This window comes from Streptomyces sp. NPDC016459 (genome assembly GCF_040632845.1).
Classification (GTDB): Bacteria; Actinomycetota; Actinomycetes; order Streptomycetales; family Streptomycetaceae; genus Streptomyces.
Map to the genome: position 1 here is coordinate 1,034,744 of NZ_JBEYCR010000001.1, position 19,814 is coordinate 1,054,557.

15 protein-coding genes, 2 tRNA genes and 1 pseudogene are annotated in these 19,814 nt (G+C 73.7%); 11 read left to right on the top strand and 7 right to left on the bottom strand.

Annotated elements, in window-relative coordinates; translation table 11 throughout:
* Nucleotides 1–187: 187 nt before the first annotated feature.
* From ABZ567_RS04695 to ABZ567_RS04730, 8 genes and pseudogenes are all read left to right on the top strand, one after another.
* Nucleotides 188–593 (top strand): annotated as a pseudogene (locus ABZ567_RS04695) (phosphatase PAP2 family protein); the annotation flags it as partial.
* On the top strand, nt 526–1,674 hold the full coding sequence (locus tag ABZ567_RS04700; protein ID WP_360784714.1) for a hypothetical protein: 1,149 nt from the start codon (nt 526–528) through the stop codon (nt 1,672–1,674). The pseudogene ABZ567_RS04695 and the gene ABZ567_RS04700, both read left to right, overlap by 68 nt.
* Entirely contained in the window at nt 1,665–3,254 is a 1,590-nt protein-coding gene (locus tag ABZ567_RS04705; protein ID WP_360784715.1) for a hypothetical protein, read from the top strand. Before ABZ567_RS04700 ends, ABZ567_RS04705 begins: the two co-directional genes overlap by 10 nt.
* Nucleotides 3,251–4,582, top strand: a complete 1,332-nt coding sequence (locus ABZ567_RS04710; RefSeq protein ID WP_360784717.1) for an AAA family ATPase — start codon at nt 3,251–3,253, stop codon at nt 4,580–4,582. Before ABZ567_RS04705 ends, ABZ567_RS04710 begins: the two co-directional genes overlap by 4 nt.
* Nucleotides 4,583–4,595: 13 nt before the next feature.
* Nucleotides 4,596–5,039: a TetR/AcrR family transcriptional regulator C-terminal domain-containing protein gene (locus ABZ567_RS04715; protein ID WP_360784719.1), complete on the top strand. Its 444-nt coding sequence runs from the start codon at nt 4,596–4,598 to the stop codon at nt 5,037–5,039.
* 118 nt (nt 5,040–5,157) lie between these two features.
* Nucleotides 5,158–5,514, top strand: a complete 357-nt coding sequence (locus tag ABZ567_RS04720) for a hypothetical protein (protein WP_360784721.1) — start codon at nt 5,158–5,160, stop codon at nt 5,512–5,514.
* 134 nt (nt 5,515–5,648) lie between these two features.
* Nucleotides 5,649–6,293, top strand: a complete 645-nt coding sequence (locus ABZ567_RS04725) for a hypothetical protein (RefSeq protein WP_360784723.1) — start codon at nt 5,649–5,651, stop codon at nt 6,291–6,293.
* A tRNA-Lys gene (locus ABZ567_RS04730) sits at nt 6,284–6,357 on the top strand. Before ABZ567_RS04725 ends, ABZ567_RS04730 begins: the two co-directional genes overlap by 10 nt.
* 62 nt (nt 6,358–6,419) lie before the next feature.
* Here ABZ567_RS04730 and ABZ567_RS04735 read toward each other — a convergent pair.
* A complete protein-coding gene (locus ABZ567_RS04735) occupies nt 6,420–7,667 on the bottom strand; it encodes a M6 family metalloprotease domain-containing protein (RefSeq protein ID WP_360784724.1) in 1,248 nt (415 codons plus the stop codon).
* Between the two features lie 354 nt (nt 7,668–8,021).
* Here ABZ567_RS04735 and ABZ567_RS04740 point away from each other — a divergent pair, with 354 nt between their 5' ends.
* Nucleotides 8,022–9,902, top strand: coding sequence for an EAL domain-containing protein (locus tag ABZ567_RS04740; RefSeq protein WP_360784726.1), 1,881 nt, complete (start codon nt 8,022–8,024; stop codon nt 9,900–9,902).
* 93 nt (nt 9,903–9,995) lie between these two features.
* Here the strand turns inward: ABZ567_RS04740 and ABZ567_RS04745 are convergent, their stop codons facing one another.
* Nucleotides 9,996–11,696, bottom strand: a complete 1,701-nt coding sequence (locus tag ABZ567_RS04745) for a glycosyl hydrolase family 18 protein (protein WP_360784728.1) — start codon at nt 11,694–11,696, stop codon at nt 9,996–9,998.
* Between the two features lie 354 nt (nt 11,697–12,050).
* Entirely contained in the window at nt 12,051–13,127 is a 1,077-nt protein-coding gene (locus ABZ567_RS04750; RefSeq protein WP_360784729.1) for an LLM class flavin-dependent oxidoreductase, read from the bottom strand.
* A 408-nt stretch (nt 13,128–13,535) separates the two neighbouring features.
* Between ABZ567_RS04750 and ABZ567_RS04755 the strand changes: the two genes are divergently transcribed.
* Complete coding sequence (locus ABZ567_RS04755; RefSeq protein WP_360784731.1) at nt 13,536–14,294, top strand: IclR family transcriptional regulator C-terminal domain-containing protein; 759 nt, start codon at nt 13,536–13,538, stop codon at nt 14,292–14,294.
* A gap of 85 nt (nt 14,295–14,379) precedes the next feature.
* Nucleotides 14,380–14,453: transfer RNA gene (locus ABZ567_RS04760), tRNA-Lys, on the top strand.
* A gap of 53 nt (nt 14,454–14,506) precedes the next feature.
* Here the strand turns inward: ABZ567_RS04760 and ABZ567_RS04765 are convergent.
* From ABZ567_RS04765 to ABZ567_RS04780, 4 genes are all read right to left on the bottom strand, one after another.
* The gene (locus tag ABZ567_RS04765) at nt 14,507–15,169 is read right to left on the bottom strand and encodes a response regulator transcription factor (RefSeq protein ID WP_360784733.1); all 663 of its coding nucleotides are present in this window, start codon (nt 15,167–15,169) and stop codon (nt 14,507–14,509) included.
* On the bottom strand, nt 15,100–16,401 hold the full coding sequence (locus ABZ567_RS04770) for a sensor domain-containing protein (protein WP_360784735.1): 1,302 nt from the start codon (nt 16,399–16,401) through the stop codon (nt 15,100–15,102). Before ABZ567_RS04770 ends, ABZ567_RS04765 begins: the two co-directional genes overlap by 70 nt.
* Before the next feature lie 139 nt (nt 16,402–16,540).
* Nucleotides 16,541–17,134, bottom strand: coding sequence for a lytic polysaccharide monooxygenase (locus tag ABZ567_RS04775; RefSeq protein ID WP_360784737.1), 594 nt, complete (start codon nt 17,132–17,134; stop codon nt 16,541–16,543).
* A 156-nt stretch (nt 17,135–17,290) separates the two neighbouring features.
* A complete protein-coding gene (locus ABZ567_RS04780) occupies nt 17,291–18,988 on the bottom strand; it encodes an SPFH domain-containing protein (protein ID WP_360784739.1) in 1,698 nt (565 codons plus the stop codon).
* Nucleotides 18,989–19,814 lie beyond the last annotated feature (826 nt).

A 19,814-nucleotide genomic window follows, 5' to 3' on the forward strand; every position in this document is an offset into this window, starting at 1 on the left:
TCTCCCATCATCGCCCACGTGGATTCGGGGTGACGTCCGGGCAACCTTCCGGCGGCGCGGGGCGTCCCCCTCCCGGGGCGATCACCGTCGGGGGGCTTCTCGATGCGCAGACCACGCTGGTGGGCCGAGCTGTCACTGATCGGCGTCGTGTACCGCCACCTACACCGGCGGGCGGTTGCTCGTGCGGGGCGGCGAGTCCAGCGCGCCCCGCGGGCTCGGCGGTCTGACCAACCAGTACGCGGCCGTGCCCAGCCTCCACGTCGGCTGGGCGCTGTGGTGCGGGGTGCTGCTGTGGCGGTACGGGCGGACGCCCGCGGCGAAGGCCGTCGGGGTGGGCGTATCCGCTGCTCACGACCGTCGTCGTGAGGGGTACCGCCAATCACTGTCTGCTCGACGCGGTCGCGGGCGCGGCGGTGACGGGCGCCGGTCTGCTGCTGACCCCGTACGCGCTGCGGCTCGCCGGCCGGGTGCGCGGAACGGTCGAAGCGCCTCCGGTTGTCAGTGGCGGATGCGAGACTTCCACGGGTGAGCGCATCCCTGGACAGCGGTCTGTCACCCACACCGCGGACGGCACGTCTACAGCTGTTCGCTGAACTGCGCGGACCGGCCACCGTGCCGCGTCCGCTGGACGCGCGGGCGCTCGCGGCGCTCGCCGCCAATCCCGGCTGCCGGCGGCGGGCCCTGCTCGACGGAGCCGGAGTCGACAAGTCGGCGCTGGCCGCGAAGCTCGGCTCGCCGGCCCCGTTCGGGCAGTCGCAGTTCGCGATCGTGCGGGGCAACTCCTTCGAGGCGAAGGTCAAGGCGGACGGCGGCCGTGAGCTGCTCCGCCTGATCGGGGTCGAGGAGCCGGGCGCGGTGTCCGTGCCCGATCTGGCGGCGGCCGGGCCGCAGGGCCGGGTGGCGCGCACGGCGCTCGCGCTGCGGGAGGCGACCGGGGCCGGGACGTGGACGCTGCTCGACCATCCGCTGCTCGCCCTGGAGGTGGCGGGCTCGCCGGTGTATCTGGAGCCGGACGCGGTGGTGGTCCGTCCCGACGGCGCCTGGACGGTCGTGGAGATCAAGTCGTTCCCGATGGTGGACGGCGCGGCCGACGCGTCGAAGGTGGGTGCGGCGGCCCGTCAGGCCGCGGTGTACGTGCTGGCGCTGGAGCGGGTCGCGGCGGTGACGGAGGGCGCGCGGGTCGCGCAGTCGGTGCTGCTCGTGTGCCCCAAGGACTTCTCGAACGTGCCGACGGCGTCGGTCGTCGACGTGCGCAAGCAGCGGGCGGTGACCCGGCGTCAGCTCGCCCGGCTGACCCGGGTCGACGAGATCGCGGACGCCCTGCCGGAGGGCACGAGCTTCGACGTGGTGGAGCGCTCGGCGGCGGAGCTGACGGCGGCCGTGGAGTCCGTCCCCCACCAGTACGCGCCGGAGTGCCTGGCCGCCTGCGAGCTGGCCTTCCACTGCCGGGCCCGGTCCCGTGAGGCGGACGCGGTGGAGACCCTGGGCCGTTCGGTACGGGGTGAGCTGGGCGGCCTGCCGACGGTCGGCGCGGTCCTCGCGGCCTCGCGCGGCGAGGAGGGCGACCCGGAGGACCCGGCGGTGGCGGCGCTGCGCCGGGCGCGGGCGTTGCGCGAGGAGGCCCTCGGGGCCGCCGGCGTGGCCTCGGAGCGGGGTGGCCGGTCATGTCGCTGATCTCCACCCTGGCCCGGATGGAGGCGGTCGAGTCGGGCCGGGCGCAGCCCCTGGCGACCGTCCGGCACCGGCGGCTGTCCGAGCGGCCCCTCGTCCTCGTGCCGCTGACGACGGCCGGTGAGGCGGGTGCGCCGCTGGGCGCCCTCGTCGGCACCGACCGGGAGGAGCCCCGGCTCCTGGTGGTGACCCAGCCGCGGGACCGGGACCTGCGGTTCGCGTTCCTCGCCGACCTGGCGGAGGAGGTCCTGCCGTACGTCGACTCGTTCGCGGAGGTCGTCGAGTCGGCGGAGAGGAGCGAGGTCGATCCGGAGACCGGCAAGAAGGTGAAGGTCGAGGTCGAGCTGTGCGCGGACGCGCCGCAGCTGATCGTGCCGAGCCGGGCCGGCATCGAGTACGTACGGCTCCTCGGGCGGTCGACGCGGTTCCGGCGGACGGCCGAGCAGGACCCGGAGACGCCGTTCCCCGCCCCGCCGCGCGTGCCGCTGCTGGGGCGCTGGCTGACGCACTTCGGCGACCGGGCCCGGGTGCCGGGCTCCTCGCTGCTGCTCGCGGCGACCGATCTGCTCAACCGGCACTGGGCGACGGGCCAGTCGTCCCTGGAGGACCAGCATCTGGGCGCGCTGCTCGCCTGGATCGACCCCCGCGACGGGGAGACGGGCGCGGAGGGGGCGCTGCGGGCCGAGGTGGGCCGGGACGAGCGGGGGCAGCTGCTGTGCCCGCCGGCCGGGCCCGCCACCGACCCGGCCTTCGACAACCGGCTGCTCGCGCCGGCGATCGAGCGGTACGACCGGGCCCGGCAGGCGCTGGGCACGGCCGAGGACGGCGAGAGCGCCGACTCGGGTCTCGGTGAGCTGCACGCGGCCGAGCGGGAGCTGCGCCGCCTGGTCGGCTCCCAGCTGAAGCCGACCTGGGACGCGGTCTGGCGGGCGCTCGACCTGCTGCGGGAGCTGCCGGAGGGGGCCAGGGTCGAGGACCGCTGGACCCGGGACCGCTGGTCCTTCACCGCCCATCGGGACCGGGTCGCGGCCGGTGAGCCGCCGCAGCCGCGCCGGGACGACGCCGTGACGGCGGCCCGGAAGCTCGCGGCCCGCGAGCAGGCGCAGGGCCAGCTGGAGGCGCAGGAGGCGCTCGACGATCCGCTGGTGCTCGCCGGGCGGCGGCTCGCGGGCGAGGCGTTCGCGGCCGAGGTGACCGAGGTGACGATGGCGTGGACGGAGTCGAAGCGGCCCGCGCCGCGCCCGCTGCTCACGGTCCGCACGGACGACCGGCCGCACCTGGGCGAGCGGACGCGGGTGTACCGCTCGCTCGACGGGAAGCCGCAGACGGCGGAGTTCGTGCGGTACGAGGAGGACGGCTCACTGCTCCTGCGGGTCCTGGACCGGATGGGCCGGTCGAGGGAGCCCGCGGAGGGTTCGGTGCCGGAGAAGGGCGAGCGGATCGCCTGGACGCTGTTCGAGCACGACCAGCGGATGGGGCCGCAGCTGCCGGACGCGGAGGAGACGCCCTGGACGCACGGTGGTCCTCCCCGGACGGACGCCGTGGAACTGCCCGACGCCGTGACCCCCGAGGACGTGCTGTGACCGTGTTCGATCCTTCCGCCGAGGCCGGGCGGGCGACGGACGCCATCCTGGCGGACACCCTGCACGGCACCGCGCGCGGTGTCGTCGTGGACTCCCCGCCCGGTGCCGGGAAGTCGACGCTCGTGGTGCGGGCCGCGCTCGAACTGGCCGCGGCGGGGCGCCCCCTGATGGTGGTGGCCCAGACGAACGCGCAGGTGGACGACCTGGTGCTGCGGCTCGCCGAGAAGGAGCCCGGCCTCGATGTGGGCCGGCTGCACTCGAACGACGCCGACCCGTACGACAAGGCGCTCGACGACCTGGCCAACGTACGCAAGTCGGCGAAGGCGGGTGAGCTCGCCGGGCTTCCGGTGGTGATCTCCACGGCCGCCAAGTGGGGGCACGTGAAGAACGTGGAGCCCTGGGCGCACGCGATCGTCGACGAGGCGTACCAGATGCGTTCGGACGCGCTGCTCGCCGTGGCGGGGCTCTTCGAGCGGGCGCTGTTCGTGGGCGACCCCGGGCAGCTTGACCCCTTCTCGGTGGTGGGCGCGGAGCAGTGGGCGGGGCTCACGTACGACCCGTCGGCGAGCGCGGTCTCCACCCTGCTCGCGCACAACCCGGAATTGCCGCAGCACCGGCTGCCGGTGTCCTGGCGGCTGCCCGCCTCGGCGGCGCCGCTGGTGTCGGACGCCTTCTATCCGTTCACGCCGTTCCGCAGCGGCACCGGGCACGGGGACCGGAGGCTGTCCTTCGGGGTGCCGTCGGACGGTTCGGCTCCCGACCGGGTCCTCGACGAGGCGGCGGAGTCGGGCTGGGGCCTGCTCGAACTGCCGGCCCGGCACACCCCGCGCACCGATCCCGAGGCCGTGGGGGCGGTGGCCCTGGTGGTGCGCCGGCTCCTCGACCGGGGTGGGGCGGCGGTCTCGGAGCGCTCGGAGACCCCCGTGCCCCTGACGCCGGACCGGGTCGCGGTCGGCACCGCCCACCGGGACCAGGCGGCCGCGGTCCGGGCGGCGCTCGCGGGGCTCGGCGTGACGGGCGTGACGGTGGACACCGCGAACCGGCTCCAGGGACGTGAGTACGACGTGACGGTCGTCCTCCACCCGCTGTCGGGGCGGCCGGACGCGACGGCGTTCCATCTGGAGACGGGCCGGCTCTGCGTCCTCGCGTCCCGGCACCGGCACGCGTGCGTGGTCGTCTGCCGCGCGGGTGTGGCGGAGCTCCTCGACGAGCATCCGTCGACGGAGCCGGTGCGCCTGGGTGTCGCGGTGTCGTTCCCCGACGGCTGGGAGGCGAACCACGCGGTGCTCTCCCATCTGGGGGAGCACCGGGTGGCCTGGACTCCGTGATCCGGAGGGGCTCGTGGCCGAGCGCGTCCTGGCCACGGTCGACGCCACGCCGCCCAGCCCCGACACGCCCTGGCGGGAGCGGATCGAGGTCATGGTCGGACGGCTGCGCGACGGCGTCGCCGCCCACCCGGAGGCCATCCCCCTCACGCTCGCCCACCGGCACCGCGCCACCGGGGGACTGCGCTGGCCCGAGACCGTGCTCGGGATCCTGGCCGAGGCGGGAGTCGAGGGCGAGCAGCGCGTCGTCGCCCTGCGCGCGCTCCACGGCTACCTCACCGGAGCGATCCAGCTCGAACACCTGGGGCCGCTCGCCGGCCGGGGCACGACGGTCATCGCCGCGCTGCCGGAGGACCGTTTCCCCCCTCTGACGGAGACCGCCCGCGCCGCCCGCTCGGTCACCCCGGAGCAGGAGTTCTTCGGCGGCCTTCGGCTGCTCCTGCGCGGCCTCGACGGCTGACGACCCCCGAGGAGGCTCCCGGGGGCGTGCGGTGGAAGGTACGCGCTCTTGCGGGGCGCGGGACAATGGGAGCCGGCCCGGGGCTCCGGGCCGTGCCTGTGCGAGGAGGAGACGAACGATGGCGGAACCCGCGGAACGCAGCGGACAGCGGCGGCTCAGGCCGGCCCCGCTGATCTTCGAGCCCGCCGAGGCGACCGCCGACCCGGAGCACTTCTTCGACCTGGAGTCCCTGGAGGACCCCCGGGAGCTGCTGTCCCGCGCGACGGAGCTGACGCTCGCGTTCCGCGCGGCGACGGACCGGGCGACCGAGTTCCAGGCCATCGCGGCGGCCCAGCTCGCGGATCCGCGCCGGTTCGACCGGCTGACGGCCGCGGACGTGGCCGAGCGGGCGCAGTGGACCGAGGACTACGCCCTCAAGATGATCGAGTTCGGCCGCGACCTGATCCGCACGAACGGCCGCTCGGCGGAGGAGTAGGCGGGCGGGGCTCCGGGCCCTCCGACGTGCCACCTGGCATATGCGGGCCGCACGATACCCCTCGCCGCCCCCTCCTGTCCGTGTTTTCGTGAACTCTCGGCTACCGTCACGTCACTCCCGGTAGATCTGGAGTCATGACGACCTGGCTGCGCGACGAGACCCCGCACGACATCTTCCGGTTCCTCCGGGAAGGCGACGAGGGCCGGCACCAGACGGCTCGGGTGACCTCCGACGGGGCCGCCTGGCTCGCCTCGGCCGCCGGGGGCCGCGTTGCCGCCGGGGGCCGCGGGGCCGCGCTCGCCCGCTGGGAGGCGCGGCCGGCGTCGCCCGCGGTACTGCCGTGCGGGACGGTCTTCGACGTCGTGAACGTGGACCCGGTCTTCGGGCGGCGGATGCTGGACCGGCTGTGGTCGGAGGGGCCGGGGTCGGGGCCCGTCGCCGTGCACCGGGGGCGGATGATGCTGTTCGCCGCGCCGGGCACGGCGCAGCGACTGCCGGCCCTGCTCGACTGGGAGGAGTGGGGCGAGGAGGTCCCGCGGCCGTTCTGCCACGGGGTCGGGGACGCGGTGACCGTGCCGCCGCTCGCGCCCTCCGGCACCGCGGGACCCCGCTGGCTGGTGGCCCCCGACACCCGGCATCCCTGGCTGCCCGGGCCCGAGGTCGTGCTCTGGGCCTGCGTGCGGGCCGTCCGGGCGCTCTCCGCCGCCGACGTGCGGGTATCGATTTTTCCTCCCGCCGATCCGGGTGCTAATGTCTACGACGTCAGCAGGCGCCGCTAGCTCAGTTGGTTAGAGCAGCTGACTCTTAATCAGCGGGTCCGGGGTTCGAGTCCCTGGCGGCGCACAGACGGAAGAAGCCCCTCGCGCGAGCGGGGGGCTTCTTCGTGTTCCGGGTCGCCGCTTGTCTCAGTCGGCGACCTGCGGGGTGACCCTGACCGTCCAGCCGTCCGTCTCCGTGCGGTCCATGACCTCGACCCGGACCCCGGTCCCCGGCACGGTGAGGGTCTCGCCCTCCTCCAGCGGGGCGTCCGCGAGCGGCGGGTAGACGGAGCGCTCCCAGCAGGCGTCGGTGCGCGGGTGGGCGTCGACGACCTCGACCGGACCGTCGCCGGAGGGGGCGCCGCCCCGGACCCGGTAGACGAGCACGCCTTCGGTGCAGGTGTCGGCGTTGTTCCCGGCGTCGGTCCGGGCCTCGACCGCGAGGACGCTGTCGGGGCCGGTGCGGACCACCGCGAGCCGGGTGCCGAGGGTGCCGCCGGCCGGCGGTGGGGCGTCGGTCGGCTCCAGGGTGACCATCCGGGGGTCGGCGCCCTGGACGCAGGCCACCTGGGCGGTGGAGAGCCAGCCGAGCTTCCACTTGTGCCAGCCGAAGAGGTCGGGGGAGAGCCCGAACTGGCTGCCCATGACGTCCCAGTCACCCACATGGGTGTCCCAGTCGCCCTTGCCGTCCGCCGGGCGGTGGTAGAGGTCGGGCAGGTCGAAGACGTGCCCGGTCTCGTGGGCGAGCACGTTGCGGTCGGGCGGGTGTCGTTCGAAGACGGTGACGACCCGCTTGATCTCGGTGCCGTCGACCTCCAGCGGACGTTCGAGGTTGACCACCTTGGTCGCGTCGGAGTCCACGCCGGGCGCGTCCGGGTCGGCGACCAGGTAGACGATGTCGTACCGGGAGAAGTCGACGCTCGCGTCGGCGGCGGCGACCGCGTCGCGGAGGTAGGCCGCGCGCTGCCCGGCGTCCCAGTCGCGCCGTATGTCGTACGCGCCCGACTCCTTCGGCATGGGGGTCCAGGCGGCCTGGGGGTGCGGGCGCAGGGTGAAGCGCCCGTAGGAGGCGCGCGAGAAGTACTCGCTGGTGGCGGGGAAGTGGTCGGCGGCGAGGTCGGCCGGTGTGGTGAGCGGCTCGGCGTCCGGGAAGGACAGGAAGATCATGACCGCGTCGAGGGCGCGGTCGGGCCTGGGGTACGACCCGTTCCAGGTGTCGAGGCCGAGTGAGTGATGGGCCGCGGTGCGGGGCAGGGCGCAGGGACTCGCCGAGACGCCGACGGCGGGGCCTGCGACGAGCCCGGTGGCGGCCAGGGCGACGAGCGAGGTGAACGCCGCCGCGCCGGCACGCAGCCGTGAGCGCTCCACTCCCCCGGGTGGCTGCTGACCCCTCACGTGGACCTCCGGATCGCGAATGCGGGACTCCCCACCCACCTTGTGATGGTTTGCCGGGTTTCGCATATTTCCGCTGCCCCGGTCGGGTGAGGGCGCGCCGAGGGGTCGACGCGAAACGAGCGCCATTCAGCTCACGGAAAGTCACATTCGGTCACGACGCTGTCGACCCGCGCCAGACCCGAAGAGAAACGATCGTGCACGGCCGACGGTGGGCAGCCTCACAGCGTCGTGCGCCCCCGGAAGGCGCCCCGGAGCTGGAACGTTCCCCCGCGCTGGCTCTATGATCGGCTCACTCTTCCTCGGCCGACCGTCCCGCCCCATGTGACCGGCCCGACTGCACTACGGGAGCGAGCGGTGAGCACAATCCCCGAAGGGCCGGTGCACCCAGAGCCGCCGGAGACGTACGCGGCGGAGCCCGCACTCACGGAGCGTCACTCCACGCTCCCGCCCGAGCGCCGCGCCGCCGAACTCCGCGACTACCGCGCCGCCTTCCGGGTCGCGCAGCTCGCGATGGCCGTCGTGGACGAGGACGGAGTCGTCGTCACCGCCAACGACTCCTTCTGCGCCCTCCTCGGCGCCGAGGCCGAGGGGCTCCGGGAGCAGGCCGCCGCCGATCTCGTCGACCTCGCGTCCGACGGGCGCACCTGGCACGCGTACCGCGAGGTGCTGCGCGGCCGCCGCTCCCGCTTCCGCTGCACCCGCCGCCTCAAGCACCCCGACGGGCGTTCCCTGTGGGCGGAGGTGACCGTCGCCCCCGTGCCCGACAGCCGCCGCGTGCTGCTCTCCATCGCGGACATCAGCGACCGCCGCGAGCTCCAGGCGCGGCTCCGTCACCTCCAGATGCACGACCCGGTGACCCGGCTGCCCAATCGCGCGCTGTTCTTCGAGCGCCTCTCCGCCGCCCTGGAGGCCTCGGCCCAGGACGCCGAGGACGCGGGAGAGACCGAGGACACGATCAGCTCTTCGTACGAGTCCTACGGGTATGGCAGAACAGGGCGGATCGGCCTCTGCTACCTCGATCTCGACGGGTTCAAGGCCGTCAACGACACCCTCGGGCACCGGGTCGGCGACCGGCTCCTCGCCGCCGTCGCCGGCCGGCTGACCGAGTGCGCGGACAGCGACGGCTACACCCGCGGCGGCGGCCATCTGGTGGCGCGGCTCGGCGGGGACGAGTTCGCGATCCTGGTCGAGGACTCCACCGGCACCGAGCAACTCGCGGATCTGGCGCGTTCGGTGCTCGACGCGCTCCAGGACCCCTTCGACCTGGCCGGTCAGCGGCTCGCGGTCTCCGCCTCGATCGGCGTGGTCGAGCGCTCCGGGTACGGGACGACCGCGACCGCCCTGATGCAGGCCGCGGACACCACGCTGTACTGGGCGAAGGCGGACGGCAAGGCCCGCTGGACCCTCTTCGACCCGGAGCGCAACGCGCACCGGATGACCCGGCAGGCGCTCTCCTCCACGCTGCGGCCCGCCGTGGAGCGCGGGGAGTTCGGTCTGGAGTACCAGCCGCTCGTGGACCTGGCGGACGGAGCGGTGCGCGGGGTGGAGGCGCTGGTGCGCTGGAACCACCCGCAGTTCGGCTCCCTGGCGCCGAATCGGTTCATCGGGATCGCCGAGGAGGACGGCTCCATCGTGGAGCTGGGCCGCTGGGTGCTGCGGACTGCCTGCCGCCAGGCCCGGCAGTGGCAGAAGGACCATCCGTGCGAGCGCCCGATCTTCGTGAGCGTCAATGTGGCGGTCCGTCAGGTCTGGGACTCCGACCTGGTCGCGGACGTGGCCGGCATCCTCGCGGAGACCGGCCTGGCCCCGCATCTGTTGCAGCTGGAGCTGACGGAGTCCGCCGTGATGGGCTCGGCGGGGCGGCCGCTCCAGGCGCTCCAGGCGCTGAGCGACATGGGCGTGCGGATCGCGATCGACGACTTCGGCACCGGCTACTCGAACCTCGCCTATCTGAGCCGGCTGCCGGTCTCGGTGCTCAAGCTGGACGGCTCCTTCGTCCGCGGCTTCCAGGACGAGGAGCACGCCAACCCGGCGGACGAGCTGATCGTCGAGGCGCTCGTCCACCTCGCGCACCGGCTGGGGCTCACGGTCACCGCCGAGTGCGTCGAGACGTCGGGGCAGGCGAACCGGTTGCGCCGGATCGGCTGCGACACCGGTCAGGGCTGGCTGTACTCGCGGGCGGTGGCCCCGGACCGTATCGCCGCGCTGATCGGGGCCGAACCCCTGCGGGTGTGACCCGCGGGGGTCGGTGGGCATGGGACTGCCCCCGGCCGGAGGGACATCCCGGGCGGGGGCAGCGGTTCATGGGTGGTTCAGCGGGTCAGGGCCTCAGCAGGCGCCCTGGTCCTTCCAGACGCCCCACTCACCGGTGGTGCCGGGGGTCTCGTTCTGGGTCCACCACTGGGCGAGCCACTTGCGGCCGTTGTGGGAGACGACCGAGCCGCCGTTGTAGACCGTGCCGGCCGCGTACGCCGGGACCGTGCCGCAGCCCGTGGTGGGCGGCGTCGTCGGGGGCGTGGTGGGCGGGCTGGTCGGGGGCGTCGTCGGCGGGGTGGTCGGCGGCGTCGTGGTGGGCGGTGCGGTGGTGCCGCCGAGCGCCGTGTTGATCTGCGTCAGCAGGGTGGCGTTGTTGTCCAGGCCGAGGAGCGAGTACATCATCGCGCCGGCCAGGCCGCGCTGCTTGCCGTAGTCCACGCGGGCCTGGATGGACTTCTGGTTGAGGCCGGTGAAGAACTCGCCGTCCTTGTAGAAGTACGAGGACTTGGACTGGTCGTCCCAGAAGGTGGTCGCCGCGTTGTCGACGATCCCGCCGAGCTCCTTGTAGTGGGCGATGCCGGCCTGCTGCGAGAGCGGGCGGGCGTTGGAGCCGCCGGTCGCGGTCTGCGCGAGACCGTTGGTGGTGCCGGCCGGGACGCCCTTCCAGCCGCGGTAGTAGAACTCGTAGCCCAGGGTCAGCTTGTTGGCGGGGAAGCCGCCCGCGATGCCGTAGGCCGGGTTGCCGTCGATCCAGGAGTCGATGGCCGCGTCGACGCTGTACTTCTGGGTGCCGGGCGCGATCGGGTCGGTCGGGTCGTTCGGCGAGGGGTACAGCGGGGACTGGTGGTACGTCGGCCCGTCGCCGTCCCAGGCGCCGTGCATGTCGTACGTCATGATGTTGGCGTAGTCCAAGTACTGGCCGATCTTGTCGGTCTCGATGTACTTGATCTTGTCCTGGCCGGCCGGGAGGGCCGAGGTCAGCATGTACTTCTTGCCGCCGTTGGCCGCGCCGTGCGCGTCGAGCTGCCTGCGGAACTCGGCGAGGAGCAGCGTGAAGTTCTGCTTGTCCTCGGGGCCGTAGTGGTTGCCCAGGTGGCCGTTGGCGGAGCCGGGGTACTCCCAGTCGATGTCGATGCCGTCGAAGATGCCGGCCGCCGTGCCCGCGCCGCCGAAGCCGCCCTCGACCGGCAGGTTGCCCTTGATGTACTGGTCGATGCAGGAGGAGACGAGCTTCTTGCGGCTCGCGTCCGTCTTCGCCGCGTCGTGGAAGTACTTGGAGTAGGTCCAGCCGCCGAGCGAGATGTTGATCTTCAGGTGGGGGTACTTCGCCTTCAGTTCCTTGAACTGGTTGAAGACGCCCACGATCGGCTGGTTCCACGTGTCGGCGACGCCGTCGACGGAGTCGGCCGCGCTGAAGGTCTTCTGGTAGTCGGCGTACGAGTCGCCCGCACCGTCACCCGCGTTGGGGTTGTTGTCGTCCCCCGCGGCCTTGTTGGCCATGAAACAGGTGAGGTTGGTGGGGTGGATGTTGCCGAACGAGTAGTTGATGACGTCCAGTTTGCTCGCGATGCCCCGGGTGTCGAGGTGCTTGGGGTAGAACGCGTTGCCGTAGACGCTCCACTGGTCGTAGTACGCGATGCGCACATTGCCCGCGGAGGCAGCGGTGGTCGTGTCGGCCGCCTGGGCGGAGCCGATGCCGACGGTCGCCGCGAGGGCGCCGGCGGCGAGGGCCGAGCTGAGGAGCGCGGCGATCAGGGGCTTACGGGGGTGCACGTGCGGCCTCCATCGGGGGGAGTGCGGGGGTGGTGCCGTACTGGGTCTTGAGCGGTGATGGAGCAGTGATAACCGGCACGTGAACAGTGCGTCAATGGTCTGAACCAGATTGCGGACTAGACCAATTCGCCGGAGAAAGGCCTTGTCAGGGGGGTGCAGCACAAAGCGGAACCGCTCGCCACCATCGGTGACGAGCGGTTTAAGGTTCACTTAGGAGTGCGGCGAGGGCGGGCGGAGAAGGAACCAACCGGCCACGCGGACCAGGGTTTTTACCTCCGCGACCCGGGGGCGAGCGACGGCTACGGGAGGTCCGGCGGCCTGCGGGCACTCGGGCAGCACCGGGGACCGACGAACCTACGGGAGGTCCGGCAGCTCCGGAAGGTCGTACGCGTCCGCGATGAGTGCGTAACTCCGCAGCCGCGCCTCCCCGCCGTGCGCGTTCGCCGTGATCATCAGCTCGTCCGCGCCCGTCCGCTTCCGCAGGTCGTCCAGACCCGCACGGACCTCGTCGGCGGTCCCGTGGACGACGTTCGCGAGCCAGCCGTCCACGAACTCCCGCTCGGCGGGGCTGAACGCGTATGCCTCCGCCTCGTCGGGCGTCGGGATGAGACCCGGCCGGCCGGTACGCAGCCGCAGCATCGACAGCGCGCCCGTCAGCACCTGACGTCGGGCCTGTTCCGCCTCGTCGGCGGCGAGCGCCGAGACGCCGATCATGGCGTACGGGGCGTCGAGGTGCTCCGACGGCCGGAACGAGTCCCGGTAGAGATCGAGCGCGGGAATCGTGTTCCTGGCCGAGAAGTGGTGGGCGAAGGCGAAGGGCAGCCCGAGCAGGCCGGCGAGGCGGGCACTGAAGCCGGACGAGCCGAGCAGCCAGATCGGCGGGCGCCCCTTCGGGCCCTGCACGGGTCCGGGCACGGCGTGGATCCGGGCGTACGGGTGCCCGTCCGGGAAGTCGTCGTCCAGGAACCGGGTCAGCTCGGACAGCTGCTCCGGAAAATCCTCGGCACTCTCGTTCAGGGTGTCGCTGCGGCGCAGGGCGGCGGCCGTGGCCCCGTCGGTGCCGGGGGCGCGCCCGAGACCGAGGTCGATCCGGCCCGGGGCGAAGGCCTCCAGGGTGCCGAACTGCTCGGCGATGACGAGCGGGGCGTGGTTGGGGAGCATGACGCCGCCCGAGCCGAGGCGGATGCGTCGGGTGTGCGCGGCGAGGTGGGCGAGGATGACCGCGGGGGAAGAAGAGGCCACGCCGGGCATGGAGTGGTGTTCGGCCACCCAGTGCCGGTGGAAGCCGCGCCGCTCGGCGAGCCGGCTGAGCTCGACGCTGGTGGCAAGGGCCTGGGTCGCGGTCCTTCCGCTGCCGACGGTCACCAGGTCAAGAACGGACAGGGGGACGGGTGCGGTCCCCCGCGCCTCTCCTCGAATAACGTCGGTCACCTTCGGGACCCTCCTCGGTACACGTGCGGGTACATCGCCGGAGCCATAACGGGAGGGTGTCTCCGTTTATTCCGTCGGCTCCTGGGGTGAGCGACGGCTTCTCGCCGTGATCGTCGGCTCTCGGGGCGACCGACGGTTCTCAGCCAACGGAAGGGCCGCCTCCGGCTCCGCCTTCTCCCGGAAAATCTTCCGTCGCCCGCGAGCCGAACGTCTGCGCGAACACCGCCACACACGGCCCTGACCTCAGACTCTCTCCCCCACGCATGACCTTGGCATATGCCAGGGTGGTGCGCCCCAGGACAGGGCCCGGATCCTCCGCATCATTCTCGCCAACAGCCGCCCCGTAAAAGGTGCTTGGCGGTTATCGTGGGACGAAAGCTTGCGGTCACAACCTGCTAGGGGGAAACCGTGGCGCTGAAGCCCGAGCCCACCGCGCCGTTCCACTCGGTGCAATACGCCCTGCGCGTCCTCGAGACGATCTCGCGGCACGGTGGCGGAGTGACAGACGTCCAGATCGCGCGCGAGACCGGCCTGCCCGTCGCCCACCTCTCCTCGCTGCTCCTCATGCTGCGCCGCGAGGGGTACGTCGAACAGGTCGCCGACGGCGCGTACGTGATCGGGGACTCCCTCGTCCTCCTCGGCTCCGGCATGACCCGCCGCGAGGCCCTGGAGGCCAAGCTCCAGGAGACCCTGACCGAGCTGCGCGACTCCGTCGGCGCGGCGGTCTACATCAGCCGGTACATCGACGGCGAGGTGAAGATCACCCAGTTCGCCGACGGCCCGCGCACGCCCAAGGTCAACGAGTGGGTGGACTTCCGCTCGGCCGCGCACGCCAGCGCGGTCGGCAAGTGCCTGCTCACCCAGCTCGACCAGAACGGGCGGCGGGACCACCTCTCCCGGCACAAGATCGCCCGGCTGACCTCCCGGACGATCACCAGTGAGCGGATCCTCTTCTCCAAGCTCGACAGCCAGCCGCCGACCGTCCCCGTGCTCGACCTCCAGGAATACGCGGTGGGCACGGTCTGCGCCGCCGTCCCGCTGACGGCGGGCTCCGCCGTGGGCTGCCTGGCGCTCTCCCTGCCGATCGAGCACGCCCACCGGCTGCGCTCGGCGGCCGACACGCTGAACCGCAGGGCCGCGCCGGTGGTGCTCTCGCTGGCGATCTGAGGCCGGGGAGGGACCCGGACGCGCGGGGCCGGCGGGGTGGTCGGAAGCACCCTGGAGGACCGGGTAGTATTTTCTCTGTCAGCAGGCGCCGCTAGCTCAGTTGGTTAGAGCAGCTGACTCTTAATCAGCGGGTCCGGGGTTCGAGTCCCTGGCGGCGCACAGACGGAAGAAGCCCCTCGCGCGAGCGGGGGGCTTCTTCGTGCTCCGGGCCCTCACGCACGGAGGTAGGTGAGGACGGCCAGGACCCGGCGGTGGGTGTCCTCGGCCGGCGGCAGGTCCAGCTTCGCCAGGATGTTGCCGATGTGCTTGCCGACGGCCGCCTCGGTCACGACCAGGCGGCGGGCGATCGACCCGTTCGAACGGCCCTCGGCGACGAGGCCGAGGACCTCGCGCTCGCGCGGGGTCAGCGCCTCCAGCGGATCGCGGTGCCGCCGCAGCAGCTGCCGTACGACCTCGGGATCGACGACCGTGCCGCCGGCCGCGACCCGGGCCAGCGCGTCCAGGAACTCCTCCACCTGCCCGACCCGGTCCTTCAGCAGATAGCCGACGCCGGTGCCGTCGCCCGCGTCGAGGAGGTCGGCGGCGTAGCTGCGCTGCACGTACTGGCTGAGGACGAGGACCGGCAGGGCGGGCCGCTCGGCGCGGAGCGCGACCGCGGCGCGCAGCCCCTCGTCCTGGAAGCCGGGCGGCATCCGGACGTCGGTCACGACGATGTCCGGGTCGTGGGCGGCGACCGCCTCGCGCAGGGCGTCGGCGTCACCGACGGCGGCGACGACCTCGTGCCCGAAGCGGGCCAGGAGTCCGATCAGCCCCTCCCGGAGGAGGACGCCGTCCTCGGCGAGGACGACGCGGAGCTTTCGGTCGGTGCGGGACACGGGATCTCCACTCGCAGAAGGGTCGGGCCGCCCTCCGGGCTCATGATCGTCAGTGTGCCATCGAGGACGGCGATCCGGTCGGCCAGTCCCGTGAGGCCGCTGCCGCCGGCCGGGTCCGCGCCGCCCCGCCCGTCGTCCTCGACGTCCAGGCGCAGGACGCCGTCGGTATGCCGGGCGGTGATCCGCGCCCGGGTCGCGCCGCTGTGCCTGCCGATGTTGGCGAGCGCCTCGCAGCCGGCGAAGTAGGCCGCGCTCTCGACGGGCACGGGGAGGCGCGGCAGCTCCATGTCGGTGTCCACGGGGACGGCCGAGCGGTCGGCGGCGTCCGCGAGGGCCGCGCCGAGCCCGTAGTCGGCCAGGACCTGGGGGTGGATGCCGTGGATCAGCTCCCGCAGCTCGGTCAGGACGTGACCGGCCTCCGCGTGCGCCTTCGCCAGCTGGTCGGCGAGCGGTCCCGGCGGGGCGTCGAGCCTGGCGAGACCGAGGGTCATGGTGAGGGCGACGAGGCGCTGCTGGGCCCCGTCGTGGAGGTCTCGCTCGATGCGGCGCCGCTCCGCCTCGAAGGCGTCGACGAGGCGCGCCCGGGAGGCGATGACCTCACCGATGCCGTCCTGGGGTCCGGTCTCGCGGGGCGTGAGCAGGGCGCGGGCGAGGGCGGCGCGGGCCCCGGCGACGGCGGCGAGGGGGTAGGCGAGGGCGACGAGGAGGAGCGCGCCGAGGAGGGCGGCGGCGAGGGCCTCGGGGTAGGAGGTGACCAGGTACGCCTTGACGACCTTCGTCTCCCGGCCGTCCGCCGCCAGCTGGAACGGCGTACTGAGGAGCACGACGGGCAGGCCGACGCCGACGGCGAGCGCGACGAGGTCGAGCGGCCACAGGACGGTGGCGAGCAGCAGGGCGTACCCGAGCTCCCGCCAGGTCGCCTGCTCCCCGACCCGCAGCCGGAGCCAGGCGGCGAGACCGGGCGCGGTGGGGACGCCGTGCGGGTCGGGGGCGGGGTCCCGGTCGACCAGCCGGAGCCGCAGCCGCTCGACGGCGCCGACGGCGGGCCCGGAGAGCACGAGCAGCGGCAGCCCGACGAGCAGCAGCGAGAACACGCCGAGCACCAGGAACACGAGACAGGCGGCGCCCCCGACGAGCCCCCCGGTGGCCAGGTACGCGGCGGCCCGCCAGGGCCAGGAGCTACGGGGGAAACGAGGGCGGGTGAGCGCCTGCCAGGGGTTGCGGGGGTCCATGGGCGCCCACGGTAGGCGGGTGGGGCGGGGCCGGGTCTCCGTGGGGGCCGCCGCCCTGCTGGTGGTGGGCCCCCGGGCGGGGTCCGGGGGAGGTGGGACCCACGGGACGGCGCCCTGGGGCGCCGTCCCGGCCGGTCCGTCAGAACTTGACGTCCGAGCAGGCGTAGAAGGCGTTCGCGGTGTCCGCGACCGTCCACACGGCCAGGATGAGGTGACGGCCCGTCTTGCCCGCCGGGATCGTCCCGGAGTGCGAGAGGGTCGCCGGCGGCTGCTGACTGTTGTAGGGGACGGTAAGGAACGGCTGGGGGTCCAGCGCGGCCCGGGTCAGCTTCTGACTCGGGTCCCAGCCGTTTCTGGTGATGTAGTACTTGAAGTCGGTGGTGCGGTGCCGGGCCGTGAACTGCCAGCGGAAGCTGTGGCTCTGCCCCGCCGTGAGCTGCGTGGCGGGCCACGCGCCGCCCCGGGGGTCGTCGAGCTGGGCGAACTGCGTGAGCCCGGCGGAACAGATCTTGCCGTCGGCGGGACCGGCGGCGGGGAAGCCCTTGAGGCCCTCGACCGACTGCGGCTCCCACTGTATGGAGCCGCAGTTGGTCACGGTGCCGTTGGCGCAGAGCTTCTGACGACTGATCGGCGAGTCGGTGTAGCCGTGGCTGCCGGCACTACCGGTGGCGAAGAGGGTGGCGCCGGCGACGCCGAGCGCCACCACCGCCGCCCCGACTGACTTTTTGCGCATGCTGTCGCTCCAGGAGAACGTGGGGAGTTCCGTTGGGTCGTGCGCGCACGCGTGCGGGTCTTGCGGGTGCTGCGGGGCCCGCGAGGCTCACGGGGCCCCGATTTTGGTCTGGACCAAGTACCAAGGTATGGACGGACCTTGCACATGTCCATCCCTTCACGCCCCTTCTACCGGACCCGTCCGACCCGTGTAGAACGCCACCGTCAGGTCCTTGACCAGCGCCTTGCGCTCGTAGTCGTCCAGCTCCACCAGACCACGACTGGTCAGCCGGTGGACCACGTCGTCCACCGCGTCCACCACCGAGGTCAGCACGCTGTCCCGGTGCTTCGCGTCGATCGCCGCGATCCGGCGCCGCCGCATCGCCGCCGCCACCTCCGGCGCGTACTCGATCCGCGTCGGCTGCGCCGAGAACACGTCCACCCCGACCGGGGCGCACTCCGCCGACAGCATCCGCGTCAGGGCCTCGCCGACCGCCTCCGCGTCCCGGAGCGTCGGGGCGTCCTCGTGGAAGGCGTCCGCCGGAAGCTGCGAAAGGACCCGCGCCATCGCCGCCTCCACCTGCTCGCGCAGGTAGTCCTCGTGCCCGTCGACCCCGAGCGCCGCCCTGACCGTGTCCCGCACCCGCCACACCACGAGGACGACGACGTCCAGCGCGGTCCCCTTCGCGTCCACGGCCGACAACGGCTCACTGCGCCAGTGCCGCAGCCGTACGTCGACCCGGCGGCGCAGCAGGAGCGGGCTGACCCAGACCAGACCGGTACGGCGGACCGTGCCGCGGTAGTCGCCGAACAGGGTCAGCACCCAGGCGTAGCCGACCCGGCCGCGGCCGAGACCGCCGAGCGCGAACAGGACCAGCACGACACCGAGCGCGAGCAGCGCCCACTGGCCGAGGTGGACACCGTGGTACGGGCGTTCCGGCAGCCGCAGCATCCGCGCCGCCTCCGCGGGCACCGCCCCGGCCCACCACACGACCGCCGCGCACCCCGCGAGCGCGAGGGCGCCGCCGACCACCCCGACCCACCCGGGCAGCACCGACGCCGGCCGCTCGACGAGGTCGGGGTCGGCGGTGGGGGCGGGTCGGGAGGAGGAGGCGGGGGTGGGGGCCTTGGCCTGCGGCGTGGGCCGGGTCCTGTGGGTGGTCTCGGCCACGGCCGCCCCACCCCTCGAAGGGGTCGCAGCCGCGGACAAGGTCGGGATGACGGACCCACGGCCCTTCATCCCCTGGACCGGCGCGGCCATGGCGACGGTGTCGGGACCCCCGTCGTCGTCGCCCGCCGCCGGCGGCGGGGTGGTGCTCGGACCGTCCCGGAACAGCAGGTGGACGGGGATGGAGCCGGTGGTCTCGGCCCCGATCACGTTCTTCCGGCGCACCACCCGAGCCGCGGCGGCGACGGGCCCGGCGACGGCACCGACGGGCGCGGGGTCGCTGCGCTCGGCCTCGGGGGCGGGGGCGCTGCGGTTGGCGGCGGCGTCGCTGCGCTTGGCCTCGGCCTGGGCCTCGGAGGCGGGCGCGGGAGCGGAGGCGATGCGATGGGCTTCGACCTCGGGGGCGGGGACGCTGCGCTTGGCCTCGGAGGCGGGGGTGCTTCGCTTGGCCCCGGAGCTGGGGTCGCCGCGCTCGGCCTCGGAGCCGGGGGTGCTTCGCTTGGCCTCGGGGCCGGGGTCGCCGCGCTCGGCCTCGGAGCCGGGGGTGCTTCGCTCGGCCTCGGGGGCGGGGGTGCCGCGCTCGGCCTCGGAGCCGGGGGTCCTTCGCTCGGCCTCGGAGCCGGGGACGGGGGGTGCCTTCGACTCGGCGGCCGGGTGCGTCGCCTGCGGCTCGGAGGCGGGGGGCGTCTGCGGCGCGGAAGTGGACACGGGGGCGGGAGCCGGACCGCCGGCGCGCGCGGGGACGCGGGACGCCTGCGGTGAGGGGTCGGCGGGGCCGGTCGCGGAGACCGGTCGGTCCGGCCGCGAAGTCCCCGCGACCCCTGCCGAGATGATCGCCGACACGCCGGACGGCCCCGCCGCCCGAACCGCCGACACGCCGTCAGCGGGACCGGCCGGGTGGACCGGCGGGGTGGCGGTGGAGGTGGGCTGGGCCCCGCGCGTCGGCAGTGGGCCGGAACGTCCTGTCAGGTCGGCCGACGCCGCTCCGGCAGGCTTCCCCGAGTGCTCCGGCACCGCCCCGGCGGGCTCCCCAGAGCGCTCCAGCGACACCTCGGCGTGCTCCGTTGACACCCCGCCAGGGCACGCCGCGTGCCCCGGTGGCGTATCGGCGCAGGGGGAGACGGTGACGGCGGCGCCGCCGTCACCGCTCACGCCCGGCGCGGGCGGCGTCGGCTCCCCTGCACGCGGAGGTGCCGACTCCGCGCTCCCCGCAGTCCCGGGTCCCCCTGTCGGCGTGGACACCCCCGCCCCGCCCACGGCAGTGGCGGCACCCTCCACGTCAGGCGCCGCCACACCACCCACCGCAGTGGCCGCCCGACCCCACGTCTCCGTACCGCCCGCGCCCGGCGCCTCCGCCACGCCCGGGGTCTCCCCCGGAGTCGACTCGAGTGCTGTCGGCGGCGTCGCCGGTTCGTTCTGGTGGGGCGGGGGGGTGCTCGGGGGTGAGGTGTGGGGTGGGGTCGTGCGGGGGAGTCTGCCGTCCGTCAGGCGTCTCGCCGTGCGGGCCGCGTCTCGGGAGGCCGCCGCGCCGGAA

Excerpts from the sequence above, each read along its gene's own strand:
- ABZ567_RS04720 (WP_360784721.1), top strand. The coding sequence starts at position 5,158 with ATGGCGGAACCCGCGGAACGCAGCGGACAGCGGCGGCTCAGGCCGGCC.
- ABZ567_RS04705 (WP_360784715.1), top strand. The coding sequence starts at position 1,665 with ATGTCGCTGATCTCCACCCTGGCCCGGATGGAGGCGGTCGAGTCGGGC.
- ABZ567_RS04725 (WP_360784723.1), top strand. The coding sequence starts at position 5,649 with ATGACGACCTGGCTGCGCGACGAGACCCCGCACGACATCTTCCGGTTC.
- ABZ567_RS04775 (WP_360784737.1), bottom strand. The coding sequence starts at position 17,134 with ATGCGCAAAAAGTCAGTCGGGGCGGCGGTGGTGGCGCTCGGCGTCGCC.
- ABZ567_RS04770 (WP_360784735.1), bottom strand. The coding sequence starts at position 16,401 with ATGGACCCCCGCAACCCCTGGCAGGCGCTCACCCGCCCTCGTTTCCCC.